This is a genomic window from Rhodopseudomonas telluris, from assembly GCF_042432815.1.
GTDB classification, from domain to species: Bacteria; Pseudomonadota; Alphaproteobacteria; order Rhizobiales; family Xanthobacteraceae; genus Rhodopseudomonas; species Rhodopseudomonas telluris.
The window spans coordinates 663142-686426 of sequence record NZ_JBHLWM010000005.1 but is presented as its reverse complement, the minus strand read 5'-3'; the positions used below and the strand labels follow the sequence as shown (position 1 = coordinate 686426).

General features: G+C 65.5%; 20 protein-coding genes. 12 read left to right on the top strand and 8 right to left on the bottom strand.

Going from position 1 to position 23285, the window contains the following annotated elements; translation table 11 throughout:
• The first annotated feature begins 40 nt into the window (after positions 1-40).
• The 3 genes from ACFFJ6_RS14700 (at position 41) to ACFFJ6_RS14690 (ending at position 2444) form a co-directional block, all read left to right on the top strand.
• Positions 41-733, top strand: a complete 693-nt coding sequence (locus ACFFJ6_RS14700) for an NnrU family protein (protein ID WP_378388936.1) — start codon at positions 41-43, stop codon at positions 731-733.
• A gap of 205 nt (positions 734-938) precedes the next feature.
• Positions 939-2159, top strand: coding sequence for an NnrS family protein (locus ACFFJ6_RS14695; protein ID WP_378388934.1), 1221 nt, complete (start codon positions 939-941; stop codon positions 2157-2159).
• Positions 2160-2195: 36 nt separating this feature from the next.
• Positions 2196-2444 carry a DUF2249 domain-containing protein gene (locus tag ACFFJ6_RS14690; protein WP_378388932.1) on the top strand — a complete coding sequence of 83 codons (249 nt, stop codon included), beginning with the start codon at positions 2196-2198 and terminating at the stop codon, positions 2442-2444.
• A gap of 203 nt (positions 2445-2647) precedes the next feature.
• Here the strand turns inward: ACFFJ6_RS14690 and ACFFJ6_RS14685 are convergent, their stop codons facing one another.
• The 3 genes from ACFFJ6_RS14685 to ACFFJ6_RS14675 form a co-directional block, all read right to left on the bottom strand.
• Positions 2648-3832: a CaiB/BaiF CoA transferase family protein gene (locus ACFFJ6_RS14685; protein ID WP_378388930.1), complete on the bottom strand. Its 1185-nt coding sequence runs from the start codon at positions 3830-3832 to the stop codon at positions 2648-2650.
• Positions 3833-3952: 120 nt separating this feature from the next.
• Complete coding sequence (locus ACFFJ6_RS14680) at positions 3953-4624, bottom strand: response regulator transcription factor (protein ID WP_378388928.1); 672 nt, start codon at positions 4622-4624, stop codon at positions 3953-3955.
• Positions 4625-4641: 17 nt separating this feature from the next.
• A complete protein-coding gene (locus tag ACFFJ6_RS14675; protein ID WP_378388925.1) occupies positions 4642-6969 on the bottom strand; it encodes a GAF domain-containing protein in 2328 nt (775 codons plus the stop codon).
• Between the two features lie 361 nt (positions 6970-7330).
• On the opposite strand from ACFFJ6_RS14675, the gene pufB reads away from it, so the two are divergent.
• The 9 genes from pufB (at position 7331) to ACFFJ6_RS14630 (ending at position 17474) form a co-directional block, all read left to right on the top strand.
• Complete coding sequence (pufB, locus tag ACFFJ6_RS14670) at positions 7331-7486, top strand: light-harvesting antenna LH1, beta subunit (RefSeq protein ID WP_011157052.1); 156 nt, start codon at positions 7331-7333, stop codon at positions 7484-7486.
• A 12-nt stretch (positions 7487-7498) separates the two neighbouring features.
• Positions 7499-7678 carry a light-harvesting protein gene (locus tag ACFFJ6_RS14665; protein WP_011504171.1) on the top strand — a complete coding sequence of 60 codons (180 nt, stop codon included), beginning with the start codon at positions 7499-7501 and terminating at the stop codon, positions 7676-7678.
• A 204-nt stretch (positions 7679-7882) separates the two neighbouring features.
• Complete coding sequence (locus ACFFJ6_RS14660) at positions 7883-9310, top strand: PucC family protein (RefSeq protein ID WP_378388921.1); 1428 nt, start codon at positions 7883-7885, stop codon at positions 9308-9310.
• An 18-nt stretch (positions 9311-9328) separates the two neighbouring features.
• Positions 9329-9991, top strand: coding sequence for a hypothetical protein (locus ACFFJ6_RS14655; protein WP_378388919.1), 663 nt, complete (start codon positions 9329-9331; stop codon positions 9989-9991).
• Positions 9992-10002: 11 nt separating this feature from the next.
• Positions 10003-10293, top strand: coding sequence for a hypothetical protein (locus ACFFJ6_RS14650; RefSeq protein WP_378388917.1), 291 nt, complete (start codon positions 10003-10005; stop codon positions 10291-10293).
• A gap of 241 nt (positions 10294-10534) precedes the next feature.
• Positions 10535-12061, top strand: coding sequence for a flavin-containing monooxygenase (locus ACFFJ6_RS14645; protein WP_378388915.1), 1527 nt, complete (start codon positions 10535-10537; stop codon positions 12059-12061).
• 460 nt (positions 12062-12521) lie between these two features.
• The gene (locus ACFFJ6_RS14640) at positions 12522-13745 is read left to right on the top strand and encodes an efflux RND transporter periplasmic adaptor subunit (protein WP_378388913.1); all 1224 of its coding nucleotides are present in this window, start codon (positions 12522-12524) and stop codon (positions 13743-13745) included.
• 9 nt (positions 13746-13754) lie between these two features.
• Entirely contained in the window at positions 13755-16916 is a 3162-nt protein-coding gene (locus ACFFJ6_RS14635; RefSeq protein ID WP_378388911.1) for a multidrug efflux RND transporter permease subunit, read from the top strand.
• 105 nt (positions 16917-17021) lie between these two features.
• Entirely contained in the window at positions 17022-17474 is a 453-nt protein-coding gene (locus ACFFJ6_RS14630; RefSeq protein ID WP_378388909.1) for a hypothetical protein, read from the top strand.
• Between the two features lie 306 nt (positions 17475-17780).
• Here ACFFJ6_RS14630 and ACFFJ6_RS14625 read toward each other — a convergent pair whose 3' ends face one another.
• The 5 genes from ACFFJ6_RS14625 to ACFFJ6_RS14605 form a co-directional block, all read right to left on the bottom strand.
• On the bottom strand, positions 17781-18233 hold the full coding sequence (locus ACFFJ6_RS14625) for a PA2169 family four-helix-bundle protein (protein WP_378388907.1): 453 nt from the start codon (positions 18231-18233) through the stop codon (positions 17781-17783).
• 109 nt (positions 18234-18342) lie between these two features.
• Positions 18343-19572: a Coenzyme F420 hydrogenase/dehydrogenase, beta subunit C-terminal domain gene (locus ACFFJ6_RS14620; RefSeq protein ID WP_378388905.1), complete on the bottom strand. Its 1230-nt coding sequence runs from the start codon at positions 19570-19572 to the stop codon at positions 18343-18345.
• Between the two features lie 101 nt (positions 19573-19673).
• Positions 19674-20165: a CIA30 family protein gene (locus ACFFJ6_RS14615; RefSeq protein WP_378388903.1), complete on the bottom strand. Its 492-nt coding sequence runs from the start codon at positions 20163-20165 to the stop codon at positions 19674-19676.
• A complete protein-coding gene (locus ACFFJ6_RS14610) occupies positions 20162-21766 on the bottom strand; it encodes a dienelactone hydrolase family protein (RefSeq protein ID WP_378388901.1) in 1605 nt (534 codons plus the stop codon). Before ACFFJ6_RS14610 ends, ACFFJ6_RS14615 begins: the two co-directional genes overlap by 4 nt.
• Positions 21763-23079 (bottom strand): DUF3422 family protein, encoded by a 1317-nt coding sequence (locus tag ACFFJ6_RS14605; RefSeq protein WP_378388899.1) that lies wholly within the window; start codon positions 23077-23079, stop codon positions 21763-21765. The genes ACFFJ6_RS14610 and ACFFJ6_RS14605 overlap by 4 nt, the downstream gene beginning before the upstream one ends.
• Positions 23080-23285: the final 206 nt, after the last annotated feature.

The window sequence follows — 23285 nt, the reverse complement described above, 5'->3', positions numbered from 1 at the left end:
TCGCAATGACGAGCCGCGAGGCAACACGTGGGCATCCCCCTTGACCGGCTGGACCGAATTCATCGCCGCTTTCACGGTCTTTCTGCTCAGCCACGCGATCCCTGCGCGACCGGCGGTGCGGGCGAAGCTGGTCGGCGCGCTGGGCGAGGGCGGCTTTCTGGCCGCCTACAGCATCGAGTCCCTGATCGTCCTGACCTGGCTGATCATCGCCGCGGGCCGCGCGCCGTTCGTCGAGCTGTGGCCGTTCGAGCGCTGGCAGATGTGGGCGCCGAATCTGGCGCTGCCGCTGGCCTGCCAGCTCGCCGCCTTCGGCGTCGGCGCCGCCAATCCGCTGTCGTTTGGCGGCGATCCGCGCAAGCGGTTCGATCCGGAGCATCCCGGCATTGTCGGCGTGGTTCGGCATCCATTGCTCTGGGCAATCGGGCTGTGGGCGGCGGCGCATGTGGTGCCGAACGGCGATCTCGCCCATGGGGTGCTGTTCGGCTTCTTCGCACTGATCGCGCTCGCCGGCATGGCGATCATCGATCGCCGCAGGCGGCGGCAGCTTGGCGTGGAAATCTGGGCGAGGCTTGCGGCCCGCACTTCGTTCTGGCCGTTCGCGGCGCTGATCACCGGTCGCTTTCGCCCGGATCTCCGCCGCATCAGCCTGCTGCGCTTCGGCTTGGGTCTAGCCGCGTGGCTGTCGCTGTTACTGCTCCACCCCTACGTCATCGGCGTCTCGCCCCTGCCTTAACCTCCGTCATTGCGAGGAGCGAAGCGACGAAGCAATCCAGCTCCGTGCACTGAGCTGGATTGCTTCGCTTCGCTCGCAATGACGGCTTCGTGGTGGCGTCACCCGCTAATCGTTCGCGAGTTTGTGCTGGCACAACCATGCTGCGGGAGCCCGGCCTAGACAGGAGAGGCCGGCGGAGCAGTGCCGGCTCGATCCGGTGAACGCCATGAGCAGCACGACAGTCGAATCCTCCACCGCGCCGAAGCGCAATCCGGTGCCGCGTTATCGCTCGCACACCGGCTGGACGGTGCTGTCCGCCGGCTTCCGGCCATTTTTCATGCTCGGCGCAGTCTTCGCCGCGGTCGCCGTACTGCTGTGGCTGCCGGTGTATCACGGCGAGCTGACGCTGCAGACCGCGTTCGCCCCGCGCGACTGGCACGTCCACGAGATGCTGTACGGCTATCTGCCGGCGGTGATCACCGGCTTCCTGCTCACCGCCATTCCGAACTGGACCGGCCGGTTGCCGCTGCAGGGCCGGCCACTGCTTACCCTGGTGTTGATCTGGCTCGCCGGCCGGCTGTGCGTGACCTTCTCCGCCGACACCGGCTGGCTGATCGCGCTGCTGGTCGATGCGAGTTTCCTGCTCGCGGTCGCGCTCGCAGCGGCGCGCGAGATCGTCGCCGGCAAGAACTGGCGCAACCTCAACGTCGTCGCGCTGCTGTCGCTGCTGCTGATCGGCAACATCGCCTTCCACATCGAAGCGCATTTCAACGGAGCGGCCGACTACGGCATCCGCGCCGGCATCGCGGTGGTGATCATGCTGATCGCGCTGATCGGCGGCCGGATCACGCCGAGCTTCACCCGCAACTGGCTGGTGCGCGAAAATCCCGGCCGGCTGCCGCAGCCCTTCAACAAGGTCGACATGGTGATCCTCGCCTTTAGCGCCGCGACGCTGCTGCTGTGGATCGTGCGGCCGTCGGGTCAGGTCACCGGCTCCGCGCTGGCGATGGCTGGCGTGTTGCACCTGGTGCGGCTGGCGCGCTGGGCCGGCGACCGCACGTGGCGCGACCGGCTGCTGCTGGTGCTGCATGTCGGTTACTTCTTCGTGCCGCTCGGTTTCCTGCTCGGCGCCTGCGCGGCGTTCGGGCTGGCACCCGCCAGCGCCGGCATTCACGCCTGGATGGTCGGAGGCGCCGGACTCATGACACTGGCGGTGATGACCCGCGCCTCGCTCGGCCACACCGGGCAGAAGCTCGAGGCCTCGTGGGCGACGCAGGCGGTGTATCTCGCCGCGCTGGTTGCTGTGGCAACGCGGATCGGCGCCGCGCTGGCTCCGGCCTTGAGCGATCCGCTGCTGCATGTCGCCGCGCTCGGTTGGTCCGTCGCCTTCCTCGGCTTTGCTCTGAGCTACGGCCCGACCCTGCTCGCGCGCGGCAAGCTGCACTGAGTTCGACGTCTCACCGACCTGAAAGGATGATCTGCGATGACCGAAGCTGCCACTACGGGTGAACGAATTCTCGACGTCCGCCAGATTCCGCATCAGCAGCGCCACGAAATCATTCCGCGCCTGTTCGACAATCTGCAGCCCGGCCAGGGCATGCAGATCGTCGTGGACCACGACCCGCGCCCGCTGAAGTATTTCTTCGAGGCCGTGCATGGTGACGATTGCCAGTGGACCTATCTGGAAGAAGGCCCGGAGCTGTGGCGCGTGCAGCTCCGCCGCGCGGCGTAGCTGAGAGGCATCCATCGGTGGATTGAAGCGATGCGGTTTCCGCAGGCACCGACCCTCATCCTGAGGAGCCGGGCGTCTCGAAGGATGTGGCCACGCAGTGCCTGAGGCTCATGGTTCGAGACGGCGCTACGCGCCTCCTCACCATGAGGCTATGCTCGTGGCACAGGCGTAACTCGCGAGCTTCACTAAACTCGAGGGAGAGCTCAGCTCACGCCAAGTCCCGCCAACTCCTCATCCGAGTAGCCAGCCTGTGCGAGCACCGCGCGGGTGTGTTGCCCGAGCGTGGCGACCATCGGATCCGGCGCGGGATTGCCTCCCGACAGCCGGAACGGCTGGTTCAGGACTTTGAACGTGCCGGCGCCGTCCTGCACCTCGGCAAAAGCCCCGCGATGCGCGGTCTGCGGATCGGCCATTGCTTCGGCCACCGTGCGATAGGCCGAGCAGGGCACGCCGTGCTTGTCGAGCGCGGCGAGGCACTGCTGCGAGGTCAGCGTGCGCGACCATGTCTCCATGATGTCCATCAGCTCCGCCCAATGGTCGCGGCGGTGGTGATACTCGGCGAAACGCGGATCGGTGATCAGTTCGGGATGTCCGCCGGCGAGCATGAAGCTGCGGAACGACTTTTCGCTGGCGATCGCGATCATCACATAGCCATCGGCGGTTTCGACCGGGCCGAACTGCGGCCGCGATTGCCGCTTGATTGGGAATTGCGCGCCCTGCATCTCGTTCAGCGTCAGGCTGAGCATCGATTCCAGCATCGACACGTCGATGTGCTGACCTGCGCCGGTGGACTGCCGCTGATACAGCGCCGAGGCGATCGCGCCGTAGGCGTAGACGCCGGACACGACGTCCGCGAGATAGATGCCGCAATAGTCCGGCCGGTCGCGATCCGGCTGATAGGCGAGGTGGGCCAGATCGTAGCCGGACGCCGCATGGATCGCCGGCGCATAGGCGGGCAGCTCGGCCGACGGCCCGGTCTGGCCGTAGCCGGAGATCGAACAGTAGATCAGCTTCGGATTGAACCCGCGCAGCGACTCGTAATCCAGCTTCAGCCGCTGCATCACGCCGGGGCGGAAGTTCTCGACCAGCACATCGGCGGTCGCGACCAGCCGCTGCACGGCAGTACGCCCCTCGGCGGATTTCAGGTCGAGCACGACGCTCTTCTTGCCGACATTGAGCTGACCGAATGCCGTGCTGTAGCCGCCCCGCACCGGCGGCCGGTTCCGCATCGTGTCGCCGTCGCTCGATTCGATCTTGATCACCTCGGCGCCCATGTCGGCGAGCATCCGGGTGCAATGCGGGCCGGCGATGGTGGTCGAGAAATCCAGAACGCGGAGCCCCGCGAAAGCGCTCGCGCGCGGCGTTCCGGTCTGCTGATCGGCAGTCATTCAGTTCCTCCCGCTGTCGTCTCGGTGGTTCGCGACGGTGTCGCCAGCGAGACGTTGGTTTGACAGCGGGAAAGCTAGCGGCTCGCGCGCACGCGGGCAAATGTGGCGGTTGCGGCCGGCTTATGGGTCGGACAGCCAGCCCATGCTGAGCGCGAAGCGCACCACTTCGACACGATTATGGAAGCCGAGCTTGGCCATGCCGCGGGCCTTGTAGGTCTCGACGCTCTTGGCGCCGATCTGCAGCTTGGCCGCGATCGTCTTGTTGCTGTGGCCGACGGCGGCGAGCCGCAGCACTTCGATCTCGCGGGTGGAGAGCTCCGACACCGCGCTGTGCTCATCGCCGTTCTGGACGTGCGGCGCGGCGCGGCCGATGGCGCGGCCGGCAATCGCCGGGTCGAGATAGATGCCGCCGGTTCCGACCGCGTGAATGCCGCGGATCAGCTCGTCGGTGGCGGAACGCTTCAGCACGTAGCCGGAGACGCCGAGATCGAGCAATTGCCGTAAGTAAGCGCCGTCCTCGTGCACGGTCAGCACCAGCACGCGGCATTCCGGGCAGGCGGCGAGAAACTTTCGCGCCACCTCGATGCCATTGAGGCCGGGCATCGACAGGTCGAGCACCGCAACGTCGGGCCTCAGCTCGATGGCCCGGCGCAGCGCGTTCGGCCCATCGCTGGCCTCGCCGACGATTTCGATTGCCGGATCGCCGGCGACGAGAGCCTTCATACCGCTGAGGACGACCGGATGATCGTCGGCGAGGAAGACGCGCAGTCTGGAAAGGGCTTGCTGGTCCATCGGAGCTGCTTCCATGGTTACAACGGAATTCGTGCGAACAGAGCGGTGCCCTTGCCGGGCGCGGATTCGATTTCGAGCGAGCCGCCGACCAGCGTCAGCCGCTCGCGGATGCCGAGCAGACCGAGCCGCTCGGGGGGACGATCGGCGTCGGGATTGACGAAGCCGCGGCCGTCGTCTTCGACCACCATCGTCGCCTGCTGATCGGTCAGGCGCAGAATGACGCCGACATGCGTCGCGGCGGCGTGGCGGACGATGTTGGTGAGCGCTTCTTGAAGCACGCGATACAGCGTCGTCTCGATTGCGGCCGGCAGCCGGCGGTCGCCGAGCGTCATGTGCAGGTCGAACTGCACCTGCGCCTTCTCGCTCCACGCATCGAGCAGGTGCTGGATGGCGGTCTGGATGCCGAGATCGTCGAGCGCGGTCGGGCGGATTTCCCAGGCGAGCCGGTTGACCTGCCGACCGATATCGGCGGTGAGCGTCTTCATCCCGGCGACGCGATCCTGCAGTTCGGCATTGTCCGGCGCGGCCTGTCCGAGAGTCTCGAAGCCGAGCTGCAGCAGCGTCAGCGACTGACCGAGCGTGTCGTGCAGCTCGCGCGCGATCCGCAGCCGTTCGGCTTCCTGATCCTCGACCGTTCGCCGCAGCACCTGCGACAGATCCGCCTCGACCGACACCCGCCGCCTGGTCTCTTCCTGCAGTGTCTGCGCGACGTCCTGTGAGCGGCGCAGGCCGAACTCGACCTGACGCATCAGTTGCTCCTGCAGCAGGCGCGCCGATTTGCGCTCGCGGGCGATGCCGTCGATCCGGCGCAGCACGACTTCGAGCAGCGACAGCCGCAGCCGATGCGCGGCCTCGATCTCGGAGCCGAGCCACGGCTCCGCATGGAGGCGGACCGATTCCTGCCACGCTGCGAAACTGCGGCGCGGCGTCAGCAGCTCGCCGTCCGGCCCGACACCAACTGGTTTGTGCGGGTTGCCGGCCCAGGTGACGGTGCGCACCACCTCCGGCCGGAACCACAGCACGTAGTCGCGCGGCGATTTCGACAGCGACAGCGCGAGCAGCCCGCTGGCGCGATCCGCATAGGCTTTCGCCGCGTCATAGATCAGCGGCAGGCAATCAGTGTGGAAGATGCCTTCGTTCGATGTATCGCTGAGCCAGCCGATCAGCGCCTCGGTCTGGGCCGCATCCGGCGTAACGCCGAGCCCGGTGAACTGGCCGTCGATCCACAGGCCGACGCCGGTGCCGGGGATGAAGTCGAGCAGGTTCGGATGAAACCTGATCAGCCCCTCCGCGAGGTCGGACTCCTGGCTCATCCGCGTCACCAGCTCTTCGTGGATCCGCGTGCTCCTCAGCCGGGCCTCGAGCTGTTCGGTGGCGATCTTGGATTCAAACTGTGACGATGCCATTTCGGCAAACAGCTCGCAGGCCTCGCGCATTCGATAAGGAAGATAGCGCGGCGAGCCGTGATGGCAGGCGATCAGCCCCCACAATTTGCCGTGCAGGATGAGCGACAGCGACATCGATGCGACCACGCCCATATGGGCGAGATACAGCCGATGCACCGGCGAAACGCTGCGGATCACGCTCTGGCTGAGGTCGAGCGGCTGGCTCGTCCGCGGATTCACCGCGGGCACGATCGGCGCCGGGGCGTAGCGGGCATCGGGAATGGCGCGGATCCAGTTGCTGAGATACAGCGCGCGCGCCTGTTTGGGGATGTCGGATTCCGGATAGCGCAGGCCGAGAAAGCTCTCGACGTTGGCGTCTCGCGATTCCGCGATCACTTCGCCGCTGCCGTCGGCGCCGAACCGATACACCATCACCCGCTCGAAGCCGGTGACGGCGCGGACCTCGTCGACCACCGCCTGACAGAAGGCGTGAGTGCCCTCGGCGCGCTGCACGTGGCGGATCATCGACTGAACCAGCGCCAGCGAATTATCGGGCGCTGCTTCCCGTCGCGGATCGAATTCCAGTACCAGCAGACCGGAAGCCTGATGGACGACGACGTCCACGGCCGCAGCGTTGGACGAGTTCAGGGTGAAAGCGTGAAGCGGCCGGTCGAGCTTGCGATCGGGGCCGAGCAACGCGCGGATCTTGCCGATCTGCTCGGCCGATAGCAGCGTCGCGACGGAGGTCCCCGGAAGGCGGGCGGCGGGCACGCCGAACAGCGGCGTCGTATCACCCGCAGCGTGGATCACCTGCAGGTCTTCGGCCGCCAGCGCTAGAAGCGCGCCGTGGGGCTGGATCGAACCGGGCAAGTGAATCGCTTCGCGGTCACATCCGGTCTGGCCGGATGATCCGAAATTTTCGACTTCCATCTCGGCGATATTGTCAATGCCGGATCGCATCACGTTTTACTCAATTTTCCGTGTCCGGGAGTCGTCGGACCCGTTTGAGGATGTCCGGTATGACACGGACGCCCTACAGTGTCATGTTAAATTGACAAAGATGTGTGTCAGGATCATCTTACAATCACTCGGATGTGATCGAAAGGGTGATGAGCCCAGGGTCACCCGGGTCTGGGCGAGCCCCGCATCGGTCCCGCGTCCCAGCGCCAAGTCTTCTTGAAGTTGACGGCGCGGACGGGTGACGAGGCCACCAAAGGAAAGATGCTGAGACCAAGCGAACTTTGTTCGGCGTAGCAGCGAAAACTACCTACGTGCGGGTTCAGCACGAAACTGATCGAAAGTCTCTTAGGAGGTTTTTACTATGGCAGACGATCCCAACAAGGTCTGGCCGACTGGCCTGACGATCGCGGAATCGGAAGAGCTCCACAAGCACGTCATCGACGGTACGCGCATTTTCGGCGCGATCGCGATCGTCGCGCACTTCCTGGCGTATGTTTACTCGCCCTGGCTGCACTAAGGAGTATCTAAGATGAATCAAGGTCGCATTTGGACTGTCGTGAAGCCGACCGTCGGCCTGCCGCTCCTGCTCGGCAGCGTCACCGTGATCGCCATTCTCGTGCACTACGCCGTGCTGTCGCACACCACCTGGTTCCCGAAGTACTGGAACGGTAAGACTGCGGCGATCGAGAGCTCGGTCACCATCGGCTAATTGCAGCTTCTTTGAAGCTGTTGTGGCTGGACCGGGATCCAAGGGTCCCGGTCGCTTGCTTTGTAGCCGGGGTGAAACGCGACGGCGGTTTGATCTGCCGCAGTTCATCTCCGGCCGCAAAGTGGTGCTGTTCGTTCGGGTCGCCGTTCGTTCGGTCACGCTGACCAACGTCGCCGGCCTTTCGCAAGCTGGATTTGCTGGACGATGAACACAGTCAGCCAAAAGATGATGAAAGTCTGGGCCTCGCTCGGTCCGCGCTTTCTGCCTTTCGCGGATGCGGCGACGCCGGATCTGCCTCTGTCCCGGTTGTTGCGCCTGTCGCTGTTTCAAGTGGCGGTCGGCATGTCGCTGGTGCTGCTGGTCGGCACGTTGAACCGGGTGATGATCGTCGAACTCAACGTGCCTGCGTCGATCGTCGGTGTGATGGTTTCGCTGCCGCTGATCTTTGCGCCGTTCCGGGCGCTGATCGGCTTCAAATCCGACGTCCACAAATCCGTGCTCGGCTGGCGCCGCGTGCCGTTCCTCTACAAGGGGACGCTTGTGCAGTTCGGCGGTCTGGCGATTCTGCCGTTCGCCCTGCTGGTATTGTCCGGCGGCGGCGAGGCGGGTCATGCGCCCGTGTGGATCGGCCAATTCGGCGCCGCGCTCGCCTTCCTGCTGATCGGCGCCGGCGTCCACACCACCCAGACCGTCGGGCTCGCGCTCGCCACTGACCTTGCGGCGCCCGAGACGCGGCCGAAGGTCGTCGGTCTGATGTATACGATGCTGATGCTCGGTATGATCGCGAGCGCGATCATCTTCGGCATCCTGCTCGCCGATTTCTCGCCCGGCCGCCTCATTCAAGTGATCCAGGGCTCGGCCGTCGTCACTATCGTGCTCAACGCCGTCGCCTCCTGGAAGATGGAAGCGCGCCGCCGCACCGGCGGGCAGGAAGCCACCGCGCATCCCGGCGCGCCGGCCGGCGGCTTCCGGCAGTCGTGGGACGCCTTTATCTCCGGCGACAACGCGATGCGTCGGCTGATCGCGGTCGGTTTCGGCACCATGGCGTTCAGCATGGAAGACGTGCTGCTCGAACCCTATGGCGGCCAGATCCTGCATCTGTCGGTCGGCGACACCACCAAGCTGACGGCGGCGCTCGCGGTCGGCGGACTGCTCGGGTTCGGCCTCGCCTCGCGGGTGCTGAGTCGCGGCGCCGATCCGTTCCGGATGGCGAGCGCCGGCGCACTGGTCGGCATCCCGGCCTTCCTGCTGGTGATCTTCGCGGCCGAGCTGCAGGGCGCGGCGTCGGCGCTGATGTTCGGCTTCGGCACGCTGCTGATCGGTTTCGGCGCCGGCCTGTTCGGTCACGGCACGCTGACGGCGACGATGAATGCTGCGCCGAAGGATCAGGCCGGTCTCGCGCTCGGCGCCTGGGGCGCGGTGCAGGCCTCTGCGGCCGGCGTGGCGATTGCGCTCGGCGGCATCCTGCGTGACGCGGTGACGGCGTTCGCGCCGCATCTCGGACCGGCGGCCGGTTACAATTTCGTCTACTGCCTCGAACTACTGCTGCTGTTCGCGACGCTCGTGACGATGGTCCCGCTGATCAGGCGACGGGACACCCTTCTGATGCAGGGCCAGCTGACACGGCCCTGAGGCTGAAACGGAGTCAACATGACGCAAATCATCACCCGGTTGTACGATTCCAGCAGCAAGCTCGCTGCGCTGGAAAGCGACCTGAAGAAGAACAACTATCAGTATTCCGTCGTCACCGCCTATCAGGCGGGCAAGGCGAGCTCCACCGACGACATCATCGCCGCGCTCGGCCGCGCTTACGTGGCGAGCGGCGAGGCGCGGACCTATGTCGACTACGTCAAGAAAGGCGCGGTCGTGGTCGCCGTAAAGGCCGAATTCGGCTTCGCCGCCAAGGCGACGCAGATCCTCGACAGCTATCAGCCCAACAAGATCAGCATGCAGAAATCGTCGTCGGCGAGCGCCGAACAGAGCGAAGCGACGCCGTTCTCGAATCTGCTGCATCTGAAGACGCTGCTCGATACCTCGGGCAAGTACAAATCCTATTCCGGCGACTGGCTGCTCACCGACAGCGACAAGACCTTTTCGGGTACCCCGCTCGTCATCAGCAGCAAGGGCCCATACCAGTCGTTCTCCGGAACGCCGTTGCTGCTCGACAGCAGCGGTCCCTACAAGTCCTTTTCCGGGACTCCCCTGTTGCTGGACAGCAGCGGTCCGTACAAATCCTATTCGGGCGAGCCGCTGCTGATCAACAATCCAACCATCTTCTCCTCCTGGCTGGGCCTGCCAGTGCTCTCTAAGTAAAGGAATTGATCATGAGCGAATATAAAGGACACTCCGGTACTCCGCTGATTCTCGAGCAGAAGGGCGAGTACGAAGGCTATTCGGGAACCCCGCTGCTGTTGAAGCAGGAAGGTGAGTATAAGAGCTTCTCCGGCACGCCGCTGCTGCTCGAGCAAAAGGGCGAGTACCAGAGCTTCTCGGGCACGCCGCTGCTGCTGAAGCAGGAGGGCGAGTACCAGTCGTTCTCCGGCACGCCGCTGCTGCTGAAGCAGGAAGGCGAGTACAAGTCCTTCTCGGGCTATCCGCTGCTGCTCAACTTCTGAGCCAGCCGGCAAGCCGAAGGCCTCAACGCGCCGCGGGCAGCAATGCCCGCGGCGTTTTGAATCTTCGGCGTATCGGCGCGAGGTCCGCGACGGATTGTGCCGTTTCGTGCCACGAAATGATCGCGGCGCAGCGCGACGCGCTCCGCCGCGGCAGCGTGAACTCCGCCCGCAAGAAAGTGCTGGGCAAACCTCGGCGCAGACGGCAATCTGTTGGCAACGACAGAAAAAAAGTCGAGGAAACATGACCCAGCTTGCCGAAGTCGTCGCCGTGCGCGCCGGCCCCTCCGCTCACGCCGCTTCCTGTCCCGACCATGTCGACGTGTTGATCGTCGGCGCCGGCATCTCCGGCATCGGCGGCGCCTACCATCTGACCAAGCAATGTGCCGGCACGAGTTTCATTGTGCTCGAAGCGCAGGACAGTTTCGGCGGCACCTGGCTGACGCACCGCTATCCCGGTATCCGCTCCGACAGCGACCTCTACACGTTCGGCTATCGATTCAAGCCGTGGACCGGCAAGCCGATCGCGACCGCGGCCGAGATCCGCGCCTATATGAGCGAGGTGATCGAGGAAAACGATCTGGCGCAGCACATTCGCTACGGCCACCGCATCTTGTCCGCGAGCTGGTCGAGCGCGGAGCAATGCTGGACGATCGTCGCGCAGCGCACCGAGACCGGCGAGGAAGTCCGCATCACCGCGAATTTCCTCTGGATGTGCCAGGGCTATTATCGCCACAGCGAGGGCTACACGCCGGACTGGGACGGCATGACGGAGTTCAAGGGCCGCATCGTGCATCCGCAGACCTGGCCCGAGGACCTCGATTGCGCCGGCAAGAAGGTGGTGGTGATCGGCTCCGGCGCGACGGCCGCCACGGTGGTGCCGGCGCTGGCGCCGACCTGCGAGCACGTCACCGTGCTGCAGCGCTCGCCGACCTACTTCATTCCCGGCCGCAACAAGATCGAGATCGCCGACACGCTGCGCGAGCTCGGCATCTCCGAGGAGTGGATCCACGAGATCGTCCGCCGCAAGATCCTGTTCGACCAGGCGACCTTCACCCGCCGGTCGATGACCGAGCCCGATGTGGTGAAGGAGGAGCTGCTCGCCGGCGTGCGCGCCCATCTCGGGCCCGATTACAATCTCGACCCGCATTTCATGCCGAGCTACCGGCCGTGGCGGCAGCGCATCGCCTTCGTGCCCGACGGCGATCTGTTCAAGGGCATCGCCTCGGGCAAGGCCTCCGTCGTCACCGGCGATATCGAGCGCTTCACCGAAACAGGCATCAAGCTCAAGTCCGGCGAAACGCTGGAGGCCGACATCGTGGTCACCGCGACCGGCTTCAATCTCAACGTGCTCGGCGATATCGCCTTCAGCATCGACGGCGAGCCGCTGAACTTTGCCGATACGGTGACGTATCGCGGCATGATGTTCACCGGCGTTCCCAATATGGCCTGGGTGTTCGGTTACTTCCGCGCGAGCTGGACCCTGCGCGCGGATCTCGTCGCCGATTTCGTCTGCCGCCTGCTCGATCACATGAAGCAGCACGGCTACCGCAGCGTCGTCCCCGCATTGCGCCCGGAAGATGCCGGCATGGATCTGCTGCCCTGGATCGATCCGGAGAACTTCAATCCGGGCTACTTGATGCGCGGCATGCATCTGCTGCCGAAGCGTGGTGCCAAGCCGGAATGGCAGCACAGCCAGGACTATTGGACCGAGAAGGACGAACTGCCGAAGATCGACCTGAACGATCCCGCCTTCGTCTATACGCGCTGACGGACGACCTGATCCTGAAAGCGCGCGAGCGTCTGCTTGCGCGCTTGTCCTTCAGTCCCGTCGAAAGTTCCAAGCGGCGCATCGCCGACCTTCCGGTGCGGCGAGGCATGGAATCCGCCTCGCAGGCGCGGATCGGTCAGACTTGAGTTGTGCGGGCATATTGTCGCAGCGAACGTGGTTACTACCTGCTGAACTTACCGACATCATCGTCTGGAGCGATCGCCAAGGCCGTCGCTTAGTTCCCGACTCACACCCTTTAAGGTTCGAAAAGCCGCATGTATTCAAGCGGTTCCAGGGGCTGTGACATTGCGCCGCCGCGCGTCGATGTTGTGCCGCACCAATTCAAACTTAATTTCCATTCATCTGACGTCTGAAGCTTCGCGCAGGCGCGGTGCCGTGTGTCTTCCGCACGGCTGCCGCGGGCCGGCGTACCAGGCGGTAATTTCAAGAGGTTTATTCGATGCGGGGATCGATCAGGTTTGCCTTCACGGCGACGGCACTGCTGTGTCTGGCGCCAGTGCTGGCCGGCTGCAACGAACCGAAGGTGGCCAATGCGGCTGCGCCGGATAAGCCGGAAGTCGGCACCATCACCGTCAAGGCTCACGCGCGCGCCATCGTGCGCGAACTGCCGGGCCGGATCGCGCCGGTCCGCGTGGCCGACGTGCGCTCCCGGGTTTCCGGCATCGTCACCAAGCGCTCGTTCCAGCAGGGCAGCGAGGTGAACGCCGGCGACCCGCTGTATCAGGTCGATCCGCGGCCGTTCGAAGTCGAGTTGAAAGCTGCCGAAGCCGCGCTGGCCAAAGCCAATGCGGCGCGCGAGCAGGCGGAACTGCAGGCCAAGCGTGTCGCGGCGCTGGCGCGCGATCAGGCGGCTTCCAAGGCGCAGAACGAGGTTGCCGCCAGCAATTCGCGGCAGGCCGAGGCCGAGGTCGCCGCGCGCGAGGCCGAGGTCGCTCGCGCCAAGCTCAATCTCGAATACGCCACCATCCGCGCGCCGATCAGCGGCCGCATCGGCGCCGCGCTGGTCAGCGAAGGCGCACTGGTGGTGCAGAACGATCCCACCAACCTGGCGACGATCCAGCAGCTCGATCACGTCTATGCCGACTTCACCCAGCCGGTCGCCGAGATGGTCCGTCTGCGCCGCGCCTTCGAATCCGGCGAGCTCGATCAGATCGCACCCGACGCGGTGCGGGCGCGCCTCGTGCTCGACGACGGCTCGATCTATCCGATCCCGGGCAAGCTGCTGTTCTCGGAAGCCAAGGTCGATGCCTATACCGGCCAGGTGACGCTGCGCGCCGAGTTCGACAATCCGAATCGCGAGCTGCTGCCTGGCATGTATGTCCGCGTCCGCATCGAGCAGGGCTACGACGCCGACGCGATCGCGGTGCCGGAGCAGGCCGTGCAGCGGAACAGCGGCGGCGTCAGCGAGGTGTTCGTCGTCAAGGACGACAACCGCGTCGCGGTTCAGCCGGTGCGCGTCGGTTCGCAGCAGGACGGCCAGTGGCTGATTCTCGAAGGCCTCAAGCCGGGTGCCAAGGTGGTCGTCGAGGGCTTCCAGAAATTCGCGGCCGGCGACGCCGTGGTGCCGGTGAGCACGGAAGAGACCAAGGCTTCGGCTCCGGCTCCGGTACCCGCGCAGACCGCCACCACCCAGCCTGCGGGCCCCCAGAAGAAGGTGCAATAGGCCGCCCCGATGCCCGCCTTTTTCATCGACAGGCCGATCTTTGCCTGGGTCGTCGCGCTGTTCATCTGTCTGCTCGGCGCGATCTCGATTCCGTTTCTGCCGATCGCGCAGTATCCGATCATCGCGCCGCCGTCGATCTCGGTGTCGACCCAGTACCCGGGCGCGTCGCCGGAGAATCTCTACAACAGCGTCACCCGGCTGATCGAAGAAGAGCTCAACGGCGCCAACGGCATTCTGAACTTCGAATCGACCTCCGACTCGCTCGGGCAGGTCGAAATCATCGCCAACTTCGAGCCCGGCACCGACACCGAAATGGCGTCGGTCAACGTGCAGAACCGCATCAAGCGAATCGAGGCGCGATTGCCGCGCGCCGTGCTGCAGCAGGGCATCCTGGTCGAGGAAGCCTCCAGCGCGGTGCTGCAGATCATCACGCTGAGTTCGACCGACGGCTCGCTCGACGAAGTCGGCCTCGGCGACTTCATGATCCGCAACGTGCTCGGCGAGATCCGGCGTATCCCCGGCGTCGGCCGCGCCACGTTGTATTCCACCGAACGCGCGCTCCGCATCTGGATCGATCCCGACAAGCTGGTCGGCTACAACCTCACCGCCGACGACGTCACCAAGGCGATCGAGGCGCAGAACGCCCAGGTCTCATCCGGCGCGGTCGGCGCCGAGCCCAGCAGCAAGGGCCAGAAAACCTCGGTGCTGGTGCTGGTCAAGGGCCAGCTCTCCTCGGCCGACGAATTCGGCGCCATCGTGCTGCGCGCCAATCCGGACGGTTCGACGGTGCGGCTGCGCGACGTCGCCCGGCTGGAGATCGGCGGCTTCTCCTATCAGTTCAACACCCGCCTCAACGGCAAGCCGGTGGCCGGCCTGTCGGTGCTGATGTCGCCGACCGGTAACGCGCTGGCGACCGCGAGCGCGGTCGAGGCCAAGATGAAGGAGCTGTCGCGCTTCTTCCCGGCCAACATCAAATACGAGATCCCCTACAACATCACCCCGGTGGTCAAGGCCTCGATCACCAAGGTCGTGCACACCCTGATCGAGGCGGTAGTGCTGGTGTTCGTGGTGATGTTCCTGTTCCTGCAGAACATCCGCTACACCATCATTCCGACCATCGTGGTGCCGGTGGCGCTGCTCGGCACCTGTCTGTCGCTGCTGCTGTTCGGCTATTCGATCAACATGCTGACGATGTTCGGCATGGTGCTGGCGATCGGCATCCTGGTCGACGACGCCATCGTGGTGGTCGAGAACGTCGAACGCATCATGGCCGAGGAGGGGCTTCCGCCGAAGGAAGCCACCCGCAAGGCAATGAGCCAGATCACCAGCGCCATCGTCGGCATCACTGCGGTGCTGATCGCGGTGTTCGTGCCGATGGCGTTCTTCCCCGGCTCGGTCGGCATCATCTATCGGCAGTTCTCGGTGACGATGGTGTCCGCCATCGCCTTCTCGGCGATCCTGGCGCTGTCGTTGACGCCGGCGCTGTGCGCCACGCTGCTGAAGCCGGTGGTGAAGGGCCATGCCCACGCCGAGCGCGGCTTCTTCGGCCGATTCAATCGCATTCTCGACGGCACGCGCGAGCGCTATTCGCGCGTGGTGCGCTGGAATCTCGGCCGCACCGGGCGGCTGATGATCCTCTATGCGGTGCTGGTCGGCGCTCTGGGCTGGGGCCTGGTGCGGATGCCGGGCGGCTTCCTGCCGATCGACGACCAGGGCTTCGTCACTGTCGACCTGCAGACGCCGTCGGACTCGTCCTACAACCGGACCTACGACGTCATCAAAAAGGTCGAGGACTATCTCTTGAAGCGCGACGGCGTCGAGAACGTCACCTTCCTCACCGGCTTCAGCTTTCTCGGCCAGGGCATGAACGCCGCGCAGGCCTTCGTGACGCTGAAGGACTGGTCGGAGCGCGACGCGACGTCTTCGGCGGCCGCGATCGTCAACGACGCCAACAAGGCGCTCGGCTCGGTGCGGGACGCGCGCATCGCCGCGCAGCAGCCGCCGCCGATCGACAACCTTGGCAACTCGTCGGGCTTCAGCTTTCGTCTGCAGGACCGCGGGCAGAAGGGCTACGATGCGCTGGTGCAGGCCAGCCAGCAGCTCGTCGCGGCCGCCAATGCCAGCCCGATCCTGCAGAACGTCTATGTCGAAGGTCTGCCGCCCGCGCCGGTGATCAATCTGGTGATCGACCGCGAGAAGGCGAGCGCCTTCGGCGTGACCTTCCAGGACATCAACGCCACGATCTCGACCAATCTCGGCTCGGCCTATGTCAACGACTTCCCGAACCGCGGCCGCATGCAGCGCGTGATCGTGCAGGCGGACGTCACCGACCGGATGAAGGCCGAGGACATCCTGACCTACAACGTCAAGAACAGCCGCGGTCAGCTCGTGCCGCTGTCGTCCTTCGCCACCATCGAATGGTCGAAGGGCCCGACCCAGGTGGTCGGCTTCAACTACTATCCGGCGATCCGCATGAGCGGCGAGGCCCGGCCCGGCTTCACCACAGGCGACGCCATCGCCGAGATGGAGCGGCTCGCCGGTCAGCTGCCGCGCGGCTTCGGCTACGACTGGACCGGCCAGTCGCTGCAGGAAAAGCTGTCGGGCTCGCAGGCGCCGTTCCTGCTCGCGCTGTCGGCGCTGGTCGTGTTCCTGGTACTGGCAGCGCTGTACGAAAGCTGGACCATTCCGGTCTCGGTGCTGCTGACTGTGCCGCTCGGCATCACAGGCGCCGTGATCGCCGCGTCGACGCGCTCGCTGCCCAACGACGTGTATTTCACGGTCGGCCTGATCACGATCATCGGCCTTGCGGCGAAGGATGCGATCCTGATCGTCGAGTTCGCCAAGGATCTGCGCAACGAAGGCAAGTCGCTGCGCGACGCGACGATGGAAGCGTGTCATTTGCGCTTCCGGCCGATCCTGATGACGGGCCTCGCCTTCGTATGCGGCGTGCTGCCGATGGCGATCGCCACCGGCGCCGGCGGCAAAAGCCAGCAGGCGCTCGGTACCAGCGTGATGGGCGGCATGATCGCCGTGGTGATCCTCGCGCTGCTGATGGTTCCGGTGTTCTATGTGGTGGTGCAGCGCGTGCTCGGCCGCGACCGGTCGGACGATCCGGTGACGGAGCCGCACGACGTTCCGCTGCATCCGCAGCTGCCGAAGGACGCCGTCTAGGCCCCGCTGGCAATCCCGTCACACGGCAGGAACCTTTCCGAAGACCTCTCGTTGGTTGTCGACAGGTAGCAAATACTACTCATCGGCATATCCTTGGAGGATTTCATGAACGGAGACCAACCCATTAGCTGGCTGATGTTTTTCACGCTGGCCGCTGGCATCGTGATCGTCGGCTTCGCATTTCTCAACTTCATCCGCTCGCGCTCCAACCGCGCGGTCGCGGCTGATACGCTCGAAGGCAACGGCAACGGCCGTGGCGCGGCTCCCGATGGTGCGCTGCCGGAACTGATCGGCGTCACTGTGTTCGCGCTGTTCGCGATGGGCCTGCTGGCCACGGGCGTCAGCTCGCATAACAGCGGCACGCAGACCGCACAGGTGACGCAGCCGACCGCCGGCACGACCGGCGAAACCACTGGCATGGCGCAGCCGAAGAATATCCAGAACGAGCCGAAGCGATATCAGCCGGCCAATCCGGGCACCGACTCGCGCGTCGCCCCGACCGGTTCCGACGCTGGCATCGGCAACTCGCCGGGCAACACCGGCACCGTGACGAAGTAAGCGTCGCTTAAGACGAAGTCGCATCAGATCAGAACGACAATCGGGGGCCATCCGGCCCCCGATTTTTTGCGTCTATGCTTCATCGTTTGATTGAAGATGGCGCGCTGCGCGCCTGCCGCCCTGGCGGTGCGCCTGTGATCATCACCCGGGACGGAACTAACTGTAGTCACCTCGTGACGCGTCATGGCCGGGCTCGTCCCGGCCATCCACGCCTCCTCCGCGGTCACCGCAAACGTGGATGCCCGGGACGAGCCCGGGCATGACATAGAGCCACAGATAGCTGGATGGCAGAACGCGCGCGGCGCGTTACACCTTCGCCGCCTCGTAAGCCGCGTTCTGCTGCTCCATCAGGGCGATCTTCTCACGGATCTTGCTGCGTTGCGCGGTCAGAGTGGCAACGACCGCCGGAGCGGCGCCCGAGGCGGCGATCGCGTCGTCGTATTTCGCGACATTGCGCTTCTCGCCGTCGATCAGGCCGGGCAGCACACTGCCGTCGAGGCCATCGAACAGCGAGCGGATGCTCATGATGGTCTTGTGGACCACGCTCATGAACGAGCCGCTGTCGTCGGCCTGCTCGCCAGCATTGATCAGCAGCGCACCGAGCTCCTCGGCATTGGCTTGGTGCAGCGCGATCATGTCGCGAAACAGCGACGTGAGCCCTTTGCCCTCGGCGTCTTCGAGCGCTTCCTCGTAGCCGTTGCGGGCGTCGATCGCGGCGGTGTGCAGCGTCTTCAGATGATCGAGAATGGTTGTGTCCAAATCGGCCTCCCTCGGGTGGTTGCGGCGGCGCGCGCCGAACGCGCGGTTCCGTGCGCAGACAACCGGGAGGAAGCAGCGCGGTTCTGTCCGGATTATTCCGGACGCAAAATTACTTCTGCTGTTCGCCGTCTTCCGGCGCCAGCCCGTATGGTTTTACCAATGCCCAGACGTGCGCTGGTACCATGTTCTTGATCTTGTGCTTGTAGGCCCGGCGCAGATGCAGCACCGTTTCGACGGCTTTCATTTCGACCCGGGCGCGGGCGAATTCCAGGCCGCGCGGGCCGACCTTCGGCATCAGCCAGCCCATGAACGGCCGCAGCCAGTTCGGCATGCCGCGCACCGGCAGGCCGCCGGCCGCGAGTTCGGTGTTCTTGAGGAAGCCCTTCACCGGCGCCGCGCGCTTGCCGGCGCTGGTCGGCTCGCTGAGCCGGACCTCGTCGCCGAGCAGGTTCAGCAATTCTTCGCCGCGTTCGTTGCGCACCAGCAGCCATTGCTCGCCGCGCCCCGCCATGTAGCCGACGGTGATGTCGGCCAGCGTGTTGGTATAATCGACGCACGTCCGGCAGGTGATCGGAAAGAAGTCGCTCGGCAGCTTGGAGATCGGCAGCAGAAGGAACGGGATTTCCTGGATGCGGCCGTCGTCGAAGCGTAGTTCGACATGATAGTCGGCGCGGAATTCCAGATAGGTGATCGTCTCGGGCTTGTCCGACAGCAGGTCGAGGAAGCCGTGAAACGCCTCCGTCGTGGTGTTGTCGGAGCAGGGCGTGCCGATGACGTACAGCCGCTCGAAGCCGAGCTTCTGTTCGAGCGCGCGTAGCGCGTAGATCTGGCACGGGATGCCGATGACGGCGATGCGTTTGAAGCCGGCCGCGCGCGCCGGCTCGAGCAGCGCCAGCGACGGCGCGTAGCCCATCCGCATGCCGCGGCATTGCGCCATGTCTTCGGCCCGCGTCACCAGCACCGGCCGCGGCTTCCATTTGTCGGCGGGATCGGCCGCCATCGTGATCACCGCCTCGACCGCGCCGGTTTCGAGCAGCCGCTCGCCGATCCGCGTGGTGATGCCGGTCCACTGCGCGCCCTCGCGGGGCCGCTTCATCGCCGCCTGCACCATGCGGCGGTAGGGGCCGAAAAAGGCTTCGTCCGGTTTCGCGGCATCGCGGGTCCGGCCGTGGACCTTCAGCTCCATCGCCGGGTAGTTCGGCTTGATGAACTGACACGCCTGTCCGCACTGCTTGGGGTCGCTCATCCGCGACACGCCGCAATCGGTGCACAGCTCACGCGGCGCCGGCGCGTTGAGCGGCGGCGCAAAGAGCGGAGCGGAATCGTTGCGGCTATCCATGATGTTCCTCGTCGCCGCCGGTGCGGCGCTTCGGCGGCGATACGGCGGTTCTAGAAAGCCCCGATGCGGCTCGCCATTCGCCATAAGTCAGGCGGTAGCGATCAATAGAGCCAAAGCCGGGCGACGGATAGATCTGCATCAAACGCCCGCCCGATCGCCACCAGGCCGACCCGCCGCAGCCGCGCGGGATCGAACGGGGTCTCGATGCGGTGCGCGACGAATTCGGCGAACGGCAGACGCAGCACCGTCGAATGATGCGACGCCGTAAACGTTTGCCGATAGGATTGCTGCGGCCGGACCATATCGGTGGTGCGCAGATGCACGCCGTAGCTCTCGCCATTCCCGGATACTTCGAGGCCGATCCCCGCATAGGCGCTGGCGTCGTACGCGCCGCCGTCGGGCCGCAGATCCATCGCGATCTGGATGAAGCCGCCATTGTTGTCCGTCGAGACGGCTCCCCGCATGCGTACCGCCGAGCGCTCGCCCGCCAAGGGTGTGTGCAACGTTCCGCGCGAGACGCCGCCCATCACCATGTCGGTGATCAGTCGCCAGCGCCGCTTGCCGTCGTCAGGCCATAGCTCATGTTCCGTCATCGGATCACCATCGGGAACGTCACCGCAATCGCCCAGGCAAACAGAATGGCGTTGGCCAGCGCGCCGGGCAAGGGGTGGTTGGTGGCCTTGTAGGTCCAGTTGCTGATCAGCCCGAAGGCGACGAACAGCAGCAGGATCGCCGGCACGATGATAATCAGGAAAAACAGCTTGTGCAGATTGAGCGCGACCGCGACGGCCAGCGAGGCGAGGAAGCAGAATTTCGCCAGCGCATAGGCGCCGCGCCGCGCGCCCTCGCCATGCGCCATCCACTCCGCGGTGAGGAAATACGGGATGGTTCCGCAGGCGACCGCCGCGATCAGGTGCACGCGCGGCTCGATCGGCATGAAGGAGAACAGATAGGTATCGAGCGGCCAGCCGAAGCCGATGATGTTGTAGGCGATCGCCGCCGTGGCCGCGACGATCAGCGCCGCGATCGAGGCCCGCGGATGCGCCGGGTCCGGCAGCGACTCCAGCCGCGAGAGGCTGTGGCCGGTATGGTGCGCCGGGTGCGCGGTCGCCTTGTCTTGGCGAAGCCGGACGAGCCACAGGATCGCCGCCGTCAGCACGCCGTACAGCAGGAAGTGCAGCGTCAGATAGTCGCCGAGCAGGATGATCAGGAAGTCGGTCGGCGCCTTCCACAGCAGCAGCGGCGTCAGCACGGCGGGAAGGATGGCAGTGGCCAGCAGCGGCTTCCAGGTGAGGCTCGCGCCCATCGGCACCGGCGCCGCACGCGGCAGCAATGCCGACAGTGGCCACGCCAGCGCGATCAGCCCGCCGAACAGCAGCGCCAGCCAGATCGGGCGGCGGTCGATCCAGCCGCTGCTCGTGCGCCCGAACGATTCGTTCATCCAGGCCAGCGACTCGCGCAGGGAGTCCTGGCTGTACAGCACACCGATATGTTCGACGCCGGACGAGAACGCGACGCGCCGCGCCGTGCCGTCGGCGAAGCTGCCATAGCTGCGCCCGGCCACCGCTCCGCCGCCGGTGAGCTGATTGACGATGCGCAAGCCCTCGTCCTTCAGCATCTGCGGCTCCCAATCGCCGACGATCACCAGCAGATTGTGCGGCAGGGTCGGCGTCGATTTTCGGGTGAAGACCGAGACCGCGACGGTGGCGGTGATGTCCGGGTGTGCCACCGCGTAGGCGACCACGATGTCGGAAGCCATCGAATGGCCCAGCACCGCGGCGCGGCCGTCGCTCTGCGGCAGCGCGCGTGCGTAGTCGGTAACGCGCGCCAGATCGTCGACCAGCACGCCGGTGATCTTGGTCGGCTCATCGACGTCGCCTTGCATGGTGACGGGGTTGCGGCCGTGGCCGGTGAAGTCGAATGTCACCGCGATGTAGCCGTTGCGCGCCATGGTCTGGGCGAACGGCTGCATCAGTTGTTGCGAGCCGGCGAAACCGTGGGCGATCACCACCACCGGCGCGCGTGTCGTTGTCGGCGCGCGGAACACAGTCAGCGGCGTATCGCCGACGGTCGTATGCGTGATGATCAGGTCGCCGATGCCGCGCTGCAATTGCCACAGCGCCACCGCGATGGCGATCACCGCAAGGAGAGCGACGACGATGCGGGCGGGGCCGAACCTGCGGCCGCGCGTCATTCCTCCTCACCCGCGATGTGTCTTCGGCGAATGCTGCGCACGGTCCACCAGATCGAGAGCGCGGCGATCGGCACGAATCCGGCGGTGACGAGACTCGGGTCGACCTTGATCTGCCCGGCTTCGTAGAGGCCCTTCACCAGATAGCCGAACAGTCCGACCACGTAGTAGGTGATCGCCGCGGTCGACAGGCCTTCGACGGTGGTCTGCAAGCGCAGTTGCAACCGCGTCCGCGCGTTCATCGATTTCAACAGTTCCTGGTTCTGTTGTTCGAGCTCGACGTCGACGCGGGTGCGCAGCAGATTGGCGGCGCGGGCGAGCTTCAGCGACAGGTCCGATTGGCGCGCTTCGGTAGTGGCGCAGGTCCGCATCGCGGGTTTCATGCGGCGCGCGAGGAACGACGACCAGGTCGGCAGGCCGCCGACCTTGCGCTCGCCCAAGGTCGCGAGCCGGCCGGTCATGATCTCCTCATAGGCGCGGCTGGCGCTGAACCGGCCAAGGCTCGCGGCGGCGCCGGCTTCGACTTCGGCGGCGAGTTCGGTCAATTCGCGCAGCAGGCGGTTGTTGATGGCGAGGTTACCGGCCTTGCGCATCTCGGCGGTGACTTCCGCGAGGCGGCGTTCGGCGTTGCTGATCGACGGGCCGAGCCGCTGCGCTTCCGGCAGGCCGAGCAGCGCCAGCGTCCGATAGGTCTCGATTTCCAGCACGCGCTGCACCAGCGCGCCGGCGCGCTCCGGCGCCATGCCGCGATCGATCACCAGCACGCGCACGAAGCCGGACGGCCCCGGCTGGAAGTCGGTCGCATACAGCGCGGCGCCGTCGGAGTTCTCGGCGACCGCGAGACTCGCGCGATCGAACAGCCGCTCCGGCGCGGTGGCCGGCGGGTTGTCGGCGAGCAGATGCAGATCCACCGCGACCAGCAGCGGGCCGGGCTGCGGCAACAGCCGCATCGGCGAGGCGAGCGACGACGCTTCCGGATGGAACGGCGTCGTGGTCGCGTCGGCGGTGAATTCCCAGGTGTAGGTGGTGAACTCGGAGTGCTGCTCCCAGCGCAGCATCGTCGTGCCGAAGCTGGCGCGATGATGCTTCTCGCCGATCGCCGGCGGCTGCAGTCCGCGCGATTCGCAGAAGCGCGTCATCGCCGCGCGATCGGCGGCGGCTCGTTCGCCGGATGTGTCGAAGGCGAAGTGCAGCACGCGCGCCGGCACCGACAGCGCGGTGAACGGCCGCGCGTGAACCTCGCCGAGCACGACTGCCCGCAATGGATGCGGCGAAAGTCTACTATCGCCGTCACCGATCCGAACTTCTGCCGTCATGAGGGTTTTGACCTTGCTCAACATTGCGTCGGTTGACTTGAGTAGCATTGTGGCGCGATGGACAGAAGCCGAAAGGTTTTACCTGCGCAGGCAGTGTAAGGCCGTCGCTGACGCCCGAATTGTTCGAAATCAACGACCGCAGCCCCCCGCCCGGTCTTACGAAAAATCCGGTAGTCATCTGTTTGCAATCTGGCTCGGACTGGTAT